The sequence below is a fragment of the Betaproteobacteria bacterium genome, assembly GCA_016720925.1.
Classification (GTDB): domain Bacteria; phylum Pseudomonadota; class Gammaproteobacteria; order Burkholderiales; family Usitatibacteraceae; genus UKL13-2.
Map to the genome: position 1 here is coordinate 62,856 of JADKJR010000036.1, position 17,716 is coordinate 80,571.

Below are 17,716 nucleotides of genomic sequence, written 5' to 3' on the forward strand. Positions count from 1 at the left end.
TACAGGTTTGATCTCCATCAAAAACCGGAATGATTTGAATCGACGACATTTGATCGATATCATGTTCATTTCATGCATCCCCGGCCCTGACTTCAGGCCGGTCAACTTCCTGACGACAGGGCAAAAATGATGTTCCAGGTAAGAATTCACGGTCGCGGCGGCCAAGGGGTGGTAACGGCTGCCGAGATGCTCTCAGTCGCGGCTTTCATTGAGGGCCGGTACTCGCAGGCATTTCCCAGTTTCGGGTCCGAGCGCACCGGCGCGCCGGTGGTGGCTTTCTGCCGCATCGACGATAAGGAGATACGGCTGCGCGAACCGATCATGCAGCCCGATGCACTGATCATCCAGGATCCGACGCTGCTGCACCAAGTCGACGTGCTGGCCGGCCTGAAGCGGGCCGAAGGCTACATCCTGATCAATACCCACAAGACGTTCGCGGAACTGGGCCTGGGCGAATTCGTGAAAGACATGCGATGCGACCGCCTGGTGAGCCTGCCGGCGACCGAACTCTCGCTCAAGCACGTGGGCCGCGCCGTGCCCAACGTGCCGCTGTTGGGCGGTTTCGCCGCGGCCTCCGGCCTGATTTCCCTGGCGTCCGTCGTGTCCGCGATCAAGGACAAATTCAGCGGCAAAATCGCCGAGGGCAACATCGCCGCAGCCACCGAAGCCTACAACAGCGTGAAAGAAAAAACGAAAGAGGCCAGCCATGCTTAAGCAGTGCGAGGGTTCTCATGCCGTGGCCGAGGCGGTGGCCCTGTGCCGGCCCGAAGTGATCTGCGCCTATCCGATTTCGCCGCAGACGCATATCGTCGAAGGCCTGGGCGAGATGGTGAAATCCGGTGACGTGAAGAACTGCGAGTTCATCAACGTCGAATCCGAATTCGCGGCGATGTCGGTCGCAATCGGCTCGTCTGCAGCGGGCGCCCGCACCTACACGGCCACCGCCAGCCAGGGACTGCTGTTTATGGCGGAAGCCGTATACAACGCTTCCGGCCTTGGCCTGCCCATTGTCATGACCGTGGCCAACCGCGCGATCGGCGCGCCGATCAATATCTGGAACGATCACACAGACTCGATGAGTCAGCGCGATTGCGGCTGGATCCAGATTTTCGCCGAGACCAACCAGGAGGCGCTGGACCTGCATATCCAGGCGTTCAAGCTGGCGGAGGAATTGTCCCTGCCTGTGATGGTATGCATGGACGGCTTCATCCTCACCCACGCCTACGAGCGCGTGGACATGCCAACGCAGGAACAGGTGGACGCGTTCCTGCCGCCCTACGTGCCGCGACAGTCGCTCGATCCCGACGACCCGGTATCGATCGGCGCCATGGTCGGTCCGGAGGCATTCTCGGAAGTGCGCTATCTGGCCCATGCCAAGCAACTGCAGGCGCTGGAACTGATCCCGCGCATCTCCGCCGAGTACAAACAGATCTTCGGCCAGGAAGCGGGCGGGCTCATACGCCCTTACCGCATGGAGGGCGCGGATACCGTCGTGATCGCGCTAGGCTCGGTGCTGGGCACGATCAAGGACACCGTGGATGAAATGCGCAGCGAAGGCCTCAAGGTTGGTGTGCTGGGCATCACCTCGTTCCGCCCCTTCCCGCTCGCCGCCATACGCGAAGCGGTGAAGGGCACACAGCGCATCGTGGTGCTGGAGAAAAGCCTGGCGGTGGGCATCGGCGGCATCGTGGCCACCAACGTACGCATGGCGATCGACGGCCTGGCCATCAAGGTAAGCACAGTGGTCGCGGGCCTTGGCGGTCGCGCCATCACCAAAGCCAGCCTGCACCGGGTGTTCCGCCAGGCGATTCACGACCAGATCGAGCCCGTGCATTTCCTCGACCTCGACATCGGCATCGTCAATCGCGTGCTGGAGCGCGAACGCCAGACTCGGCGCACCGGGCCAATCGCGGAAAACATCCTGCGCGAACTCGGCGCGGTCGCGTCGAAAATTGGCTAATCGGAGAACCGGCACCATGGACCAACCAATCAAGTTCTACCAGACCGGCACCTTCACCGTCGGCAACCGCCTGCTCGCGCCCGAGCAGCGCTCGGTGCAGGCCGACATGGCCCGCACCAATTCGCTCAACTCCGGCCACCGCGCCTGCCAGGGTTGCGGCGAGGCGCTGGGCGCGCGCTACGCCATCGACGCGGCGATGCGCGCGGCGAACAACCAGGTCATCGCCTGCAATGCCACCGGCTGCCTCGAGGTGTTCTCCACGCCTTACCCGGAAACGTCGTGGCAGATTCCGTGGATCCACTCCCTCTTCGGTAATACCGCCGCGGTCGCCACCGGCATCGCCGCCGCGATGCGGGTCAAGGGACGCGACAAGGTGCGCGTCATCGCCCAAGGCGGCGATGGCGGCACCACCGACATCGGCTTCGGCTGCCTGTCGGGTATGTTCGAGCGCAACGATGACGTGCTCTACATTTGCTACGACAACGAGGCCTACATGAACACCGGCGTGCAGCGTTCTTCGGCCACGCCGCCAGCGGCGCGCACCGCCACCACCATGCCGGTGGGCCCGGAGCCAGGCAACGTGTTCGGCCAGGGCAAGAACGTGCCGCGCATCGCCATGGCGCACGGAATCCCTTATGTCGCCACCGCGACCGTGGCTGATTTGCGCGACCTGGAGCAAAAGGTCACCAAAGCGATGTCGATTCGGGGCGCGCGATACATCCACATTTTCGTTCCCTGCCCGCTGGGCTGGGGCGCGGCGTCTCACGACACCATCAAGCTCGCGCGGCTGGCCAAGGAAACCGGCATGTTCCCGGTTTACGAGGCGGAACACGGCGAGGTCACGGGCGTATCGAAAATACGCCGCCAGGTTCCGGTGGAAGAATATCTCAGGCTGCAACGCCGTTATGCCCACCTGTTCGGCAAGAAGCTGGCGGTGGAGACGATTGCCAGAATCCAGGCCATGGCCGACCTCAATATCCGCAAATTCGGACTGCTCGAAGCGGAGCGAACTGACATGAACAAAACCCTTTGCCATCACGCTGGACGTCGGCTCGTCGCTTGCGAACAAGACGGGGTCCTGGCGCACGCACAAACCGGTCTACCTCGACCGCCTGCCGCCGTGCAACAACCAGTGTCCGGCGGGTGAGGACATTCAGGGCTGGCTGTTCCACGCCGAGTCAGGCGACTATGAGAGCGCCTGGCGGCACCTGATCCGGGACAATCCCTTCCCCGCCATCATGGGCCGTGCCTGCTACCACACCTGCGAAGGCGCCTGCAATCGCGGCAAAATTGATTTGCCCGTGGGCATCAACTCGGTCGAGCGATTTCTGGGGGACGAAGCGCTGAAGAAGGGCTGGAAGTTCGATGCCCCGGCGCGGGACACCGGCAAGCATGTTCTGGTGGTCGGCGCAGGCCCGTCAGGCATGTCCGCTGCCTATCACTTGCGACGCCTCGGGCACAAGGTCACCGTTTTCGAGGCCGGGCCCAAGGTCGGCGGCATGATGCGCTTCGGCATTCCCAAATATCGCCTGCCGCGGGAGGTGCTGGACGCCGAGATGCAACGCATCACCGACCTTGGCGTTCGGCTTGTGCTCAACACCAAGGTGGACGACATCATGGCGAGCATGAAGGAAGGCGGGTTTGACGCCGCATTCCTTGCGGTCGGCGCCCACATCGCCAAACGCGCATTCATTCCATCGGGCGACGCCTCGCACGTGATGGATGCGGTGGCGGTGCTGCGTTCGATGGAAGGCGAAGACAAGCCCATGCTCGGCCGCCGCGTGATCGTCTATGGAGGCGGCAATACGGCCATCGACGTGGCCCGCACCGCCAAGCGCCTCGGTGCCGAACCCATCATTGTCTATCGCCGTACGCGCGACAAAATGCCGGCGCACGACTTCGAGGTCGAAGAGGCGATCGAGGAAGGCGTGATGATGAAATGGCTCTCCACCATCAAGCACACCGACGGCGGCAAGACCCTGATCGAAAAGATGGAACTGGATGCGAACGGCCAGCCCCAGCCCACCGGCGAGATCGAGGAACTGGAAGCCGACTCCCTCGTGCTCGCGCTTGGCCAGGAAGTCGACCTGTCGCTTCTCGACAAAGTGCCGGGCCTGGAACTCGCCGGCGGCGTGGTCAAGGTTGGCGCCAACATGATGACCGGCCATCCCGGTATCTTCGCGGGCGGTGACATGGTCCCCGCCGAGCGCAACGTGACCGTGGCCATCGGCCACGGAAAAAAGGCGGCGCGCAACATCGATGCCTGGCTGCGCGGGGAAGAGCACAAGGCAGCCATCAAGCACGAGCTGGCAGCCTTCGAAAAACTCAATCCCTGGTACTACACCGACGCGCCCAAGACCGTGCGGCCGACGCTGGATATCATCCGCCGGCAGAGCACGTTTGACGAAGTGCAGGGTGGGCTTGACGAGTCCAACGCCCTGTTCGAAGCGCGCCGCTGCCTGTCCTGCGGCAACTGCTTCGAGTGCGACAACTGCTACGGCGTCTGCCCCGACAACGCGGTTATTAAACTCGGGCCGGGCAAGCGCTTCGAGTTCAACTATGATTACTGCAAGGGGTGCGGAATGTGCGAAGCAGAGTGCCCATGCGGCGCGATAAAAATGGTGGCCGAAACCATCTAGAACCATGGTGTCGCCCGCTCGTTGCGTGAGGTAACGACAGTCGATTGAGACGGCGGTGAGGCTCATTGAAAGGAACATGGCATTGAGCACTGCGCCTCACCAAAACCGCAACATTGCCCTCCTGAGCGCGGCCCAGGCGCTGCTGTTCACCAACAATGTCACCCTGATCGCGTTAAACGGCCTGGTGGGCTATCAGTTGGCGGACGACAAATCATTCGCCACGCTTCCCGTGACTACGCAGGTCATTGGTTCCGCGCTCTTTGCCATGCCGGCATCGCATTTGATGCAGCGTATTGGGCGCCGCGCGGGCTTTCTGGTCGGTACACTCTGTGGGTTGATGGGTGGCGCGATAGCGACTTTCGGTGTTTACTCGCACAGCATGGCACTGCTCTGTTTCGGCACCTTTATCCTTGGCATTTACGGTGCCTTTGGCCAGTTCTACCGATTCGCGGCCGCCGATTTGGCGCCGCCTGACTTCAAGGCAAACGCCATTTCGCTCGTCGTCGCGGGCGGTTTGGTCGGGGGTATCGTCGGTCCGGCCTTGTCAAAATGGACGCGGCATCTCGCGGAGACCGAATTTCTGGCGTCGTATGCGTCGCTCATGGTGTTTTGCCTTCTTACCGCGCTGCTACTCAGCCAATTGCGGATCACCGAAACCAAAGCGAGCGCGAGCAGCGTGCCGGCCCGGCGACTGGGTGAGATTGCATCACAACCCGTGTTTGCAGTCGCCGTAATCTCCAGCGCATTTGGCTACGGCGTGATGAATTTGTTGATGACCGCAACGCCACTCGCGATGGGCTTGTGCGGTCACCCCTATAACGACGCGGCCAATGTGATCTCCGCGCACGTGGTGGCGATGTTCGCGCCATCATTTTTTACCGGCGCATTGATACGTCGCTTTGGCGTGCTGAAAATGATGCTCACCGGTGTCGTGCTGATGTGCGTGTGCCTGAGTGTTTCGCTTTCCGGTGTGAGCGTCGCACACTTCTGGTGGTCGCTGGTGTTGTTGGGCCTGGGCTGGAACTTCATGTTTGTCGGTGGATCCGCGCTCCTCACCGAGTGCTATCACCCCTCCGAAAAGGCCAAGGCGCAAGGCTTGCATGACCTGCTGGTGTTTTGCACCACCGCGACCTCGTCATTTTCATCGGGTTTGCTGCTCAAGGCGAATGGTTGGCTGATACTCAACTATGTGGCAATGCCGTTCCTGCTCATCGCGGCACTGGCGATGGGATGGCTGCTGATGCAACGTCGTGCGGCGGCGAGTGCGTGAGCGCGGAACAACGACACGGAAGTCAGAACTACTGTACGATCACGGCATAAACAAATGTAAAGCTTCCCTATGGGCGGCTCGATACAATGTAAAGCCCGATGTCCATTCAGTCCCTGATGTCCATGCAGTCGTTGTCGCTGATTCTGCTGTTGATGGGAATCGGACTCGCTTTTTCCCAAATTCGCCTGTCAGGCTGGATTCTGGGCTGGATTCTTCTCAGCGGCGCTTTGCTGCTGCAAGGTTTCCGCAGCCTGCTGAGCTACCTCTCCGAGCATGGCGGCGTGGATGCCGCCACCTACTCCATTGCAAATGGCTGGATGGGATTGGGATTCTCGCTGTTGATTGTGGCGGCGATGCCCATGATGCGGGACGTATTTGCCAGCCACCGTAGGGCTGCCGAAAGCCTGCGCATTATCAGCGCAACCGCGAATGACGCCATCATCGTTTTGGATCGATTGGGAAAGATTACGGTCTGGAACCAGGCCGCGCAAACGATTTTCGGTTATAGCGAGCAGGAAGCTCAGGGGAAGAAATTATCCGAATTGATTGTCCCGGAACGACTGCGTCCCGATTTTGAAAATATGTTCAGCCAATTCAGCGCCGACGGCCAGCGGTCGGTTCGCAGCAGTCCTGCCGACCTCGCGGGACTGCGCAAGGACGGTAAAGAGATCGTCACCGAGTATTCAATCTCCAATGCAAACGTAGAGGGAGAATGGCACGCGATCTACATCGTCAGGGACTTGACCGCTCGAAGACGGGCCGAGGAGGCACTGCGGAGGGTTGAAGCGAGGCAGGGAAAAATGTTCGCGAATATCGGTGATGTAATTGTCATTATCGACCGCGAGGGAATCATCAAATATCAAAGTCCCAACATTGAGAAATGGTTTGGCTGGAAACCGGATGAAGTTGTTGGTGTCAGCACGTGGGACAACCTGTATCCGGACGACCTGGACGCCACACAGAATTTCTTCCGCGCGCTTCTGAAGGGGCCCGACGCGACCGGCACCACGGAATGTCGGTATCGTTGCAAGGACCTTAGCTACCGGTGGATTGCGATTACGGTCGTCAATCTCTTGCATGACCCCGATATCCAGGGCTTTTTGGGGAACTACCATGACATCACCGAGCGCAAGCGGGCCGAAACCATCCACGCATCGCTCGAGGCGCAGTTGCGGGAATCGCAGAAGATGGAGGCCATTGGCACGCTTGCAGGCGGCATCGCGCACGACTTCAACAATGCGTTGGCCACCATACTGGGCAATACCGAACTCGCCCGGCAGGACGTCAGCGCCAATCCGTTGGCGCTGGAGAGCCTTGAGGAAATCCGTAAAGCGGGATCGCGCGCGCGCGGGTTAGTGCAGCAGATTCTCTCATTCAGCCGCCGTCAGCCGACCGAGCGCAAGCGGCTGACGCTTGCCTCGGTCGTTGAAGAATGTGCACGATTGCTGCGCGCCACGCTGCCTTCGCGCCTCTCGCTTGAGGTTAATTGTGATGCCGATGTGCCGCCTGTGCTGGCCGATGCGACGCAAATCCAGCAGGTCGTCATCAATCTGGCCACCAACGCCATGCAAGCGATGCCTAGCGGCCACGGGCGCATCGCCATCCAGCTAGACACGGTGGAGCTCGACGCGGCATGGGTGGAGCGGCATCCCGTGTCGCGCGCGTTGTATGAAAAACGCCCGGGCCGCACGGCGCGGCTTATGGTCAGCGACAATGGGCCGGGAATGGACGCCGCCACGCTCAGCCGGATCTTTGAACCCTTCTTCACGACCAAGGCGGTAGATGAGGGCACGGGGCTGGGCCTGTCGGTGGTGCATGGCATCGTGCAAGCGCACGAGGGTGCGATTGAAGTCGAAAGTCAGCCGGGCATTGGCTCGATCTTCACGCTCTACCTGCCTATCGTTACGGAGGATGCCGGCACACCACGGGACGATACAAACGTTGCAGCCAGCGCGCCCGCCCACACCGGCGACGAGGCGGCGACTGCGAACGGCGGTCCGCACATCCTCTACCTCGATGACGATGAGTCGCTGGTGTTCCTGGTCCAGCGCCTGCTGGAGCGCCGCGGCTTCCGCGTCAGCGGCTACACCGACCAGCGTGAAGCGCTTGATGCGATCCGCGCCAAGCCCGCCTTATTTGACCTGGTCGTGACTGACTACAACATGCCGGGCATGTCCGGGCTCGATGTGGCGCGCACCGCGCGCGAGATTCGCGCCGACCTGCCAATTGCAATTGCCTCCGGTTTTATCGATGAGGCGCTACGCACGCAGGCCGAGGGTGCCGGCGTGCGCGAACTGATCTTCAAAGCCAACGCGGTGGAGGATCTGTGCGACGCTTTTGCGCGCCTCGCGCAGACGGTCGGGGAACAACCCGTCCGGCAATGACCCATTGCGAAAACCCCGGCGCCGCTGAAATTTCGGGCTGGCCAACAAAACTCTAGTACTGGCGCGCCTTTTGGGGCAAAAAGCCGCTGTAACCAGCGCCAGTGCTAGTGTTTTACACCGAAGATGGCCGGCGGAAGGTTCTCTCCCGCCGCACTTGTAGCGAATCCTGTCCTGACTTCATTGGGTGTTGTCCAGGCGGCCAGGCATTCGCGTGGCCGGTTGCGACTTCCTGGCGAACATGTCCCATTCAAGGGTCCGGCCAGCATTTTGATTGATATCGATCAAAACAACGTGCCGCATGCCGCGCAAACTTAGATGGTGCCGAACTCAGTTTTGGCGGGGTTGCGGTTGAGTTTTAAAATTTTTTGCTCACGTCACGATACACATGCCGCACTGCGGCTCGGGCAGAGAGATTACTCAGGCACTTTTTTGAGTTTGCACCTGCTCTTGCAGGCGAGTGGGCGAGTTACTTTGGATCAATGGCAAGCGCACCAAATGCCGACGGGATTTGACGTAAATCCAATCGGCCAAACAATTTCACATTCTTGAAGGACAAAATGATGGGCGCCAGGCAATACATTTACGCATTCGAAGAGGGTGACGGCAAGAACAAGATCCTGCTTGGCGGAAAAGGCGCCGGCCTGTGCGAGATGACGCAGATCGGCTTGAATGTGCCCCCAGGCTTTACCGTGACGACCGACGCGTGTCTTGCTTATCTTGAGACCAATCGCCTGCCGGATGGCCTGATGGGCGATATCAAGAGCCACATGGCGGCGCTGGAGAAGAAGACCGGCAAGGGCTTCGGCAGCGCCGGGAATCCTCTGCTGGTTTCCGTGCGTTCAGGTTCGGCCATGTCCATGCCCGGAATGATGGATACCATTCTCAATCTCGGCCTCAACGAAATTTCCCTGCAGGGTTTGATCAAGCAGACCTCGAATCCGCGCTTTGCCTATGACGCCTACCGCCGCTTTATTCAGCTGTTCGGCAAGATCGCGCTGGGCATCGACGAGGCGCATTTCGACGAGAAGATGGTGGCGCTAAAGCGCAAGTACGACGCGCGGCTTGACCTGGACCTTTCCGCCGAGCAACTGAAGGAACTTGCAGGCGAGTTCCTGGAAATCGTCAAGCGGCATAGCGGCAAGCCGTTCCCGCAAGATCCGTATGAGCAGCTCGAAATCGCGGTGGGCGCGGTGTTTCGTTCATGGATGGGCAAGCGCGCGGTGGATTACCGCAAGCAGTTCAAGATCACCAAGGAGTTGGCAAATGGCACCGCGGTCAGCGTCTGCACCATGGTGTTTGGCAACATGGGCAGCGATTCGGGCACGGGAGTGGGTTTCACCCGCAATCCCGGCACCGGCGAGAACGTCATCTATGGCGAATACCTGACCAATGCCCAGGGCGAAGACGTGGTCGCTGGCATTCGCACACCCAAGCCGATCGCGGAGATGGAACAGGAGATGCCTGAGATCTACCGCCAGCTGACGGAACTGCATCACCGGCTGGAATCGCATTACCACGAAGTGCAGGATTTTGAATTCACCATTGAGCGCGGCACGCTCTACTGCCTGCAAACGCGCAACGGAAAAATGAACGCGAGAGGCATGGTTCGCAGCTCGGTTGAAATGTTCCATGAAGGATTGATTTCCAAGGAACGTGCATTGCTGCGCATCGAGCCACCAATGCTCGAACAGTTGCTGGTACCGCAGCTTTCACCCAACTTCCACGGCAAATCGCTGGCGCAAGGCCTTCCCGCGTCGCCGGGTGCCGCGTCCGGCAAAATTGTCTTCGACGCCAACACCGCCGAGGCGCGCGGTAACGCTGGCGAAAAAGTGATCCTGGTGCGCGAGGAAACCAAACCGGAAGACATCCACGGCTTCTTCAGGGCGCAAGGCATTCTGACCAGTCGTGGCGGCAAGACTTCACATGCCGCCGTGGTCGCGCGCGGCATGGGCAAACCCTGTGTTTCCGGCTGCGAGCAAATCGTGATCAATGACAAGACGCGCAGTGCCGTTATCGGCGAGACGACCCTGCATGAGGGGGACGTCATCACGATTGATGGCGGTACCGGACACGTTTACGCTGGCGAAGTGCCGACGGTGGAGGCCGAGTTTTCGGAGGAAATGGGGACGCTGCTTGGCTGGGCGGACGAAACGGCGGAGCTGCGAGTGATGGCAAACGCCGATACGCCGGAGGATGCGACGCGCGCGCGCGAATTCGGCGCGGTGGGGATAGGACTGGTCCGCACTGAACGCATGTTCAACAGCACCGATCGCCTGCCCATCATGCAGGAAATGATCCTGGCGGAGACGGCGGAAGAGCGTCAGGCCGCGCTGGATCGGCTGATGCCGATCCAGCGCACCGATTTCAAGGGTATTTTCAAGGCGATGAGGGGGCTGCCGGTGACGATTCGCCTGCTGGACCCGCCGATGCACGAATTCCTGCCTACCGCCGCGCAGCTTGAACTGGAAATCGCGCACCTGCACCACCTGCGCGACACGATCAAAGGGCTGGAGGAATTGCCGGACACGCTGAAGCTGCTTAACCCCAAGCTGTACCAGCAATACGCTGATGGCCTGACGAGGCTCATGGGCGGGTTGCGCACTTTCAAGGAATCGCACCTGGAAGAAGACGTGATCCTGCGCAAGGAAGTGATCCTGAAAAAAGTGCGCACACTGGCTGAAGTCAATCCGATGTTGGGGCACCGCGGCGTACGGCTGGGCATCACCTATCCGGAAATCTATGTCATGCAGATTCAGGCAATCCTCGAAGCAGCCGCCCTGTGCGCGAGGGAAGGGGTAGAAATCTATCCCGAGATCATGGTGCCGCAGGTCGCCACCGTGGAAGAACTAAAGCGAATTCACAGCATGGTCCAGCGCCTGCACAAAGTGGTGGAGCTTACTCACGGGATCAGCGTCAAATACAAGTTTGGCTCGATGCTCGAAGTGGTGCGCGGCTGCCTGCGCGCGGGCCGCATGGCACAGGACGCTGAGTTCTTTTCTTTCGGCACCAACGATCTGACCCAGGCGACTTTTTCTTTCAGCCGCGAGGATGCCGAAAACAAATTCCTTCCAGCCTACAACGAGACCGGCATCCTGCAGGACAATCCCTTCGAAGTGCTGGATATCAAAGGGGTAGGGCAGTTGATGAAAATGGCGGTAGATAGTGGACGTCAAACCCGACCCGAACTGAAGATAGGGATTTGCGGTGAACATGGCGGCGACCCGGCATCGATTCACTTTTGCCACCGGATCAAAATCAACTACGTGTCCTGTTCCGGTCCGCGTGTGCCTATCGCGCGTCTCGCGGCGGCCCAGGCGAAGCTGCTGGAAGGGAGTATTTTGGACTGAGATTGAATTCACAAGAACAGTCCGCGGAATTGGCCGAATCGGATCTGAACAAGTTCGATGATTGTCCCGACGTCCATTGCAGTTATGTGAGCAGGCGAAATAAAAGGAGTTTTTGAAAATGCTGAATACTGAAACAGGCATCACCGCCACAACTGACGCTGGCGCCCTGGCGCACGGTGCGGACGATATCGGCAAGGGCCGTAGTGAAATCGTGACGGTGGATGGGAACGAGGCGGCGGCCTACATCGCCCACCTCACCAGCGAGGTGATTGCGATCTACCCGATCACACCATCCTCGCCGATGGGCGAGTTTTGCGATCAGTGGTCGGCTCAGGGCGTCAAGAATCTATGGGGCACCGTACCCTGTGTGATTGAGATGCAACACGAAGGCGGCGCAGCGGGTGCCGTCCACGGCGCGTTGCAGACCGGCGCGCTGGCGACGACATTTACGTCGTCACAAGGCCTGCTGCTGATGATCCCGAACATGTACAAGATCGCCGGCGAATTGACCTCAACGGTGTTCCATGTGGCCGCACGCACTGTGGCGACCCATGCGCTATCGATCTTTGGCGACCACTCCGATGTGATGGCCGCACGCGCGACAGGCTGGGTCATGTTGTGTTCCAACTCGGTGCAGGAAGCCCACGACTTCGCGTTGATTGCCCAGGCGGCAACGCTGGAAAGCCGGCTGCCGGTGATGCATTTCTTCGACGGCTTCCGCACCTCACACGAGGTGGCCAAGATCGAACAGATCGGTCACCACGCCGTGCGGGCAATGATTTCCGACGAAATGGTGCAAGAGCATCGCGCCCGCGCCCTTTCGCCGGAGAGTCCGGTGGTGCGCGGTACCTCGCAGAACCCGGATGTGTTTTTCCAGATGCGCGAAAAGATCAATCCGTACTATGCGGCATTGCCGGGCATCATGCAGATGCAGATGGACAAGTTTGCCGCCATCACCGGCCGTCAATATCGCCTGTATGAATACGTTGGTGCACCGGATGCCGAGCGCGTCATCGTGATCATGGGGTCGGGGGCCACCGCGACCGAAGAGGTGGTGGAGCATCTGAATGCGCGTGGCGAAAAGCTCGGCGTACTAAAGGTGCGCCTGTTCCGGCCTTTCGATCCGGGTGCACTGCTGGCGGCCATACCCGCCACCGTGCGGAAGATCGCAGTTCTTGACCGCAACAAGGAACCGGGTGCGGACGGTGAGCCTCTTTACAAGGATGTGCTGGTCGCCATCGCCGAAGCGTTTAGCGCGGGTAACTCGCATTTTTCCGCGCTGCCGCGCGTCGTGGGTGGCCGCTATGGCCTGTCGTCCAAGGAGTTCACGCCCGGCATGATCAAGGCGGTGTTTGACGAACTTGCCAAGCCGGTGCCCAAGAATCACTTTACGGTCGGGATTAACGACGACGTGTCGCAAACCAGCCTGGTCTGGGATGAGAAATTTGGTGTGGACGCCTCGCAGGGTGTGGTGCGCGCCATGTTCTATGGTCTTGGCTCAGATGGCACGGTTTCGGCCAACAAGAACTCGATCAAGATCATCGGCGAGGAAACGGACCAGTTCTGCCAGGGTTACTTCGTGTATGACTCGAAGAAAGCCGGCGCGATGACTATTTCCCATCTGCGCTTTGGGCGCCAGCCGATCCGCTCGTCGTATCTCATCGGGGAGCAACAGGCCGACTTCGTGGCCTGCCATCTGCCGGTGTTTCTGGAGCGATACGACCTGCTCGATGTGGCCGCCGACGGCGCCGTGTTCCTGCTCAATTCGATGGCTGCTCCGGACAAGGTCTGGCAGACACTGCCACGCCGCATGCAGCAGCAAATTATCGACAAAAAGCTGAAGTTCTTCACCATCGATGCCTATGCAGTGGCGCGCAAAGCCGGCATGGGCGCGCGCACCAATACCGTGATGCAAACGTGTTTTTTTGCGATCTCCAACGTAATTCCGCGCGAGGATGCGATCCAGGCAATCAAGAAAGCCGTGCTCAAGACCTACGGCAAATCCGGCAAGGAAGTCATCGAGAAAAATTACCGCGCCATCGATGAGGCGCTCGCAAATCTGCACCAGGTGAGTATCCCCGCTACGGCGACAAGCGCATTCGAAAAGTTTCCGCCTGTCGCCAGTGATTCACCGGCATTCGTGCGCAACGTTACCGGCGAGATCATCGCCGGCCGCGGCGACCGCATCCCCGTGTCCCTGTTCCCGATGGACGGCACCTTTCCTTACGGTACGACCAAATTCGAGAAGCGCAATCTGGCGATCGAAATTCCCGTATGGGACAAGGAGTTGTGCATTCACTGTGGCAAGTGCCCGTTTGTTTGCCCGCACGCGGCGATTCGCTCCAAGGCATTCCCCGTCGGGTTGACCGCGTCCGCACCGCCCACGTTCAAGCATGTTCCGCTCAAGGGCAGGGAGATGGAAGCTGGCCTGCATATCTCGTATCAAATTTCGCCGGAAGATTGTACCGGCTGCAACCTATGCGTGGAATGTTGTCCTGCCGTTGACAAGAAAGACCCGAGCCGCAAGGCGTTGATGCTGGCACCCGTCGCACCGCTCAAGGAACAGGAAAAGGAAAACTGGGAATTCTTCCGCAAGCTGCCTGAATTCGACCGCGAGAAAGTCAAGCTGAATACCATGAAGGGCGCCATGCTATTGCAGCCGCTGTTCGAGTTTTCCGGCGCTTGCGTGGGCTGCGGCGAGACGCCCTATATCAAGCTGGCCACCCAACTCTTCGGCGATCGGATGGTTGTGGCCAATGCCACCGGCTGCTCGTCGATATACGGCGGCAATTTGCCCACCACGCCGTGGACCGCCACGGAAGAAGGGCGCGGCCCGGCATGGTCGAATTCCCTGTTCGAGGACAATGCCGAGTTCGGTTTGGGGTTCCGTATCAGTATCGACAAACAAAGCGAATATGCACGCGAACTCATCAAGCGCCACAGAAATAAAATTGGCGACGCATTGTCCGACGCCATACTCAGCGCGGACCAATCCAGCGAAGCAGGTATCCATCAGCAGCGGGAACGCGTCATCGCGCTCAGGCGTATTCTGGCAAATATCTCATTGCCGCAAGCTCGCGAACTCGAAAGCGTGGCGGACTCGCTGGTGAAACGCAGTGTCTGGATCATCGGCGGTGACGGCTGGGCCTATGACATCGGTTTCTCCGGTCTGGATCACGTCATTGCATCGGGACGTAACGTGAACATTCTGGTGCTCGATACCGAGCTTTATTCGAACACCGGTGGCCAGGCCTCCAAGTCAACGCCCTTCGGCGCCGTGGCCAAGTTTGCCGCCAACGGCAAGGCAACCGGCAAGAAGGATTTGGCGCAGATCGCGATGACCTACGGCCATGTTTACGTCGCGCGCGTTGCGTTCGGCGCCAAGGATGTACATACACTGAGGTCGTTCATCGATGCCGAATCCTACGATGGCCCGTCACTGATCATCGCTTACAGCCCATGCCGTGAGCAGGGCTTTGACCTGACCAATAACATCAATCAGCAGAAACTGGCGGTTGATTCCGGCCACTGGCCGTTGTTCCGATACGATCCGCGCCTGGTGGCCAAGGGCAGGAATCCCATGCAGCTGGATTCGCGGAAGCCATCGATTCCCTACCGGACTTTCGCCACGACCGAGACGCGCTTTCGCGAAGTACTTCGGAGCAAGAATGTCGAGTCCAAGCTCGCGGACATCCAGAAACGGGTGGATGACCGTTATGCCCATTATGAGCAACTCGCTTCAGCCGGTGCCGGTGAATCCGAGACGCCGAAGGAGGAATAGCAGGCATCGAATATCGGGTGCGACTTTGCCGAGCACCTGAAAAGCGGCGCACTGGCTGCTCAGGTCGCAATACTGCTCGCTTTGTCAAATTTTTACCGTTCGCCCTGAGGTATCGAAGGGCTTCCGGCGCAAATGCCCTTCGATACCTCAGGGCGAACGGTGACAAAGCGAATAGCATTGGCTCAGGTCGTGCCTTTCGGCTGCTTTCTACTTCAACAAGCCGGACTTGTCACAACGTAGTTTCGACCCGGTCAGAACGCACGTGGTCATGCGCGTTCCATGATGATCATAGGCACTGATCTGCCAGGTGTTATCCAGTTTGTCCATGACGGCGAAACCGAATTGATTGCTGTGGGCGATGCTTTCCAGCGTCACGCCGTCGGCGGGACCAATTTCGACGGGAAACGGATCGGGAAGATTGGAATATATCTGGCTACCGCCGGCACTCGACACTATTGTGGCGGGATGATTGGACAAGAAGTTGATGGCTTGAAAAATGTGCACGTGGCCTTGCAGCGCGAGGTTCACTGCGGATGGATAGTAGGTCGTGGGATGAAGGATTTTCATCGCCGAAAGCAATGCGGGATTGCCCTTGAGGAGTCGACGCTTGTCGTCGGTTCCAAAGCCGAGGATCGGATGATGATTGATGAAAATGCTGCTGACGCCCGCCTTGCCGGCGAGTGAATCGACCGTGACAAACTGCTCGCGATACTCGGCGAATGTGCGCGCGTCCCGGGGCTTTGCGAGGTCAAGCGGCGCGCCGCCCGCGACGGCTGAATCGAACACAATTAACTGCAGGTCCGCGGACAGCGGCACGGAATAGGGCGGCGTAAAGTTGCCGATCAAATCATTCGTTGCGTCATTGCAGCTGCGCCTTTCTTCAAAAGGGCGCGGATCGAGGAACCGGAACCAGCCTTGCCCGGCGCGCCGGCATTCTTCATGATTGCCGCGCGCAACCACCCACGGAGCCGCTGCCAACAGTCTCGCCGCCGGCTCGAAAAGCTCGGCCTGCCACGTATCCCAGCCATAGCCCCAGGGGCTGCCCTGGCAACCGGCAACGTTTGCCGGGCACGCGTTCTCGCGATAGTGAAAATCGCCGATGTGAATCACCAGGTCGGGTTCGAACGCGGCGGCAGCGTCCGCAATGGCCTGAAACGGCCATGCCTCCTTGTCGAGGCAGGCCTGCCATGCGTTGTCGGCTTTTTTCATGCGGCAGCCGGTATCACCCAGTATCACGATGCGCCGTGGCGCCGATTTGGGCAGGCGCAAGTTGATTCCGCCGACAGAGGCGCGAGTCGCTTGTTGCGGTAGCCGTAATTCGCACGTCAGCACCGGAAAAATGGACGGTTTGGAGTGGGCGGCGTCGCTGGCGGTAGGTCGTTGCGGAAGTGTCGCCGCGCCCGCGCGAACACTCATGCGCTGCGTGTCGCCATCCACGGTGATGCGCGGGCACTGCACATCCGCGAGGTCCGGTGCGGTTGCCGTCGTGGTCGCTGTAGCGATTGCCCGCGCCCACGCGGTTCCGTTTTCACCAACGATAACGTAGGCGGCGACCAATCGCGATTCCGGGCCAGTCACAGGTGCCGACGGAATCAGGCCGCAGCCGGCGAGCAACGGCGCCATGCATGACAAAAGACGAAAAGAGGAGCGCGCGCGATGTGGGGTAAAAAAGGTGCGCATGAGATTTTCGGAAAAGTCCTATGGTACCGAAAAACGATGGCAGGACGAAGGCCGCGTTGAATTGGGATGGTAGAACAAGTTGCGAATTATTGACCAGTGTTTGATTTCCGGGCTTGAGCGATCACCGGTTTGTGGCGCAATATGGATCCAGCGTGGCTGGTATGCATTATGTCTGCCGGATTTTCAATACGGAGGATTCAATGAGTGACGGTTCTTTTTGCGTCGTATTCAGTTCGAAAATGGATGACGCCTATTACCAGTTAATGGAAGGTTATCTGCAGACGGTGCCATCGAACTCGGAGGTACCGCTGTTGTGCGCGTTTTGTTCCTCCGTGGCGTCGGTGGAGCCGTTTTTGCATTTGCGCCTGACCCAGCTTACCGACGCAGGTCATGTCTGGAGCATCCGCATTCCATCGTCGATTGTGGTCGCGATCATTGACCAGAGCGAGGCGATGAACCCGATTGGTTTTCAGGCGAAAGTCGACTTGCTGGGCTAGGTCGGATAGGTGAATCGGGGCAGCAGGTCGCCAGTTCAGCGGCGCACTACCGTTGCGTCAGGGGCGCGCATCCATCATGCGCGGGCAAGCTTGGTCACCTGCCTGTGCGGGATGGGATCGATTGATTCGACTAAACTGGTTCAGTCGCTGGTTCAATA

Annotated in this window: 9 protein-coding genes and 1 pseudogene; 9 read left to right on the plus strand and 1 reads right to left on the minus strand. The window is 59.5% G+C overall.

Going from position 1 to position 17,716, the window contains the following annotated elements:
* Positions 1–129: 129 nt before the first annotated feature.
* From IPP88_23120 to nifJ, 8 genes and pseudogenes are all read left to right on the plus strand, one after another.
* Positions 130–714 (plus strand): 2-oxoacid:acceptor oxidoreductase family protein, encoded by a 585-nt coding sequence (locus IPP88_23120; GenBank protein ID MBL0125429.1) that lies wholly within the window; start codon positions 130–132, stop codon positions 712–714.
* Positions 707–1,960 (plus strand): pyruvate ferredoxin oxidoreductase, encoded by a 1,254-nt coding sequence (gene porA, locus IPP88_23125; protein MBL0125430.1) that lies wholly within the window; start codon positions 707–709, stop codon positions 1,958–1,960. Before IPP88_23120 ends, porA begins: the two co-directional genes overlap by 8 nt.
* A gap of 16 nt (positions 1,961–1,976) precedes the next feature.
* Positions 1,977–2,963: pseudogene (locus IPP88_23130) on the plus strand (pyruvate ferredoxin oxidoreductase).
* 31 nt (positions 2,964–2,994) lie between these two features.
* Entirely contained in the window at positions 2,995–4,599 is a 1,605-nt protein-coding gene (locus IPP88_23135; GenBank protein MBL0125431.1) for an NAD(P)-binding protein, read from the plus strand.
* Positions 4,600–4,675: 76 nt separating this feature from the next.
* Positions 4,676–5,869 carry an MFS transporter gene (locus IPP88_23140; GenBank protein ID MBL0125432.1) on the plus strand — a complete coding sequence of 398 codons (1,194 nt, stop codon included), beginning with the start codon at positions 4,676–4,678 and terminating at the stop codon, positions 5,867–5,869.
* 98 nt (positions 5,870–5,967) lie between these two features.
* Positions 5,968–8,253, plus strand: a complete 2,286-nt coding sequence (locus tag IPP88_23145) for a PAS domain S-box protein (protein MBL0125433.1) — start codon at positions 5,968–5,970, stop codon at positions 8,251–8,253.
* A 557-nt stretch (positions 8,254–8,810) separates the two neighbouring features.
* The gene (locus IPP88_23150; protein ID MBL0125434.1) at positions 8,811–11,600 is read left to right on the plus strand and encodes a pyruvate, phosphate dikinase; all 2,790 of its coding nucleotides are present in this window, start codon (positions 8,811–8,813) and stop codon (positions 11,598–11,600) included.
* A 118-nt stretch (positions 11,601–11,718) separates the two neighbouring features.
* Entirely contained in the window at positions 11,719–15,381 is a 3,663-nt protein-coding gene (gene nifJ / locus IPP88_23155; protein ID MBL0125435.1) for a pyruvate:ferredoxin (flavodoxin) oxidoreductase, read from the plus strand.
* Between the two features lie 207 nt (positions 15,382–15,588).
* On the opposite strand, the gene IPP88_23160 is transcribed toward nifJ, so the two are convergent.
* Entirely contained in the window at positions 15,589–17,061 is a 1,473-nt protein-coding gene (locus tag IPP88_23160) for a metallophosphoesterase (GenBank protein MBL0125436.1), read from the minus strand.
* 200 nt (positions 17,062–17,261) lie between these two features.
* Here IPP88_23160 and IPP88_23165 point away from each other — a divergent pair, with 200 nt between their 5' ends.
* The gene (locus IPP88_23165; protein ID MBL0125437.1) at positions 17,262–17,558 is read left to right on the plus strand and encodes a hypothetical protein; all 297 of its coding nucleotides are present in this window, start codon (positions 17,262–17,264) and stop codon (positions 17,556–17,558) included.
* Positions 17,559–17,716: the final 158 nt, after the last annotated feature.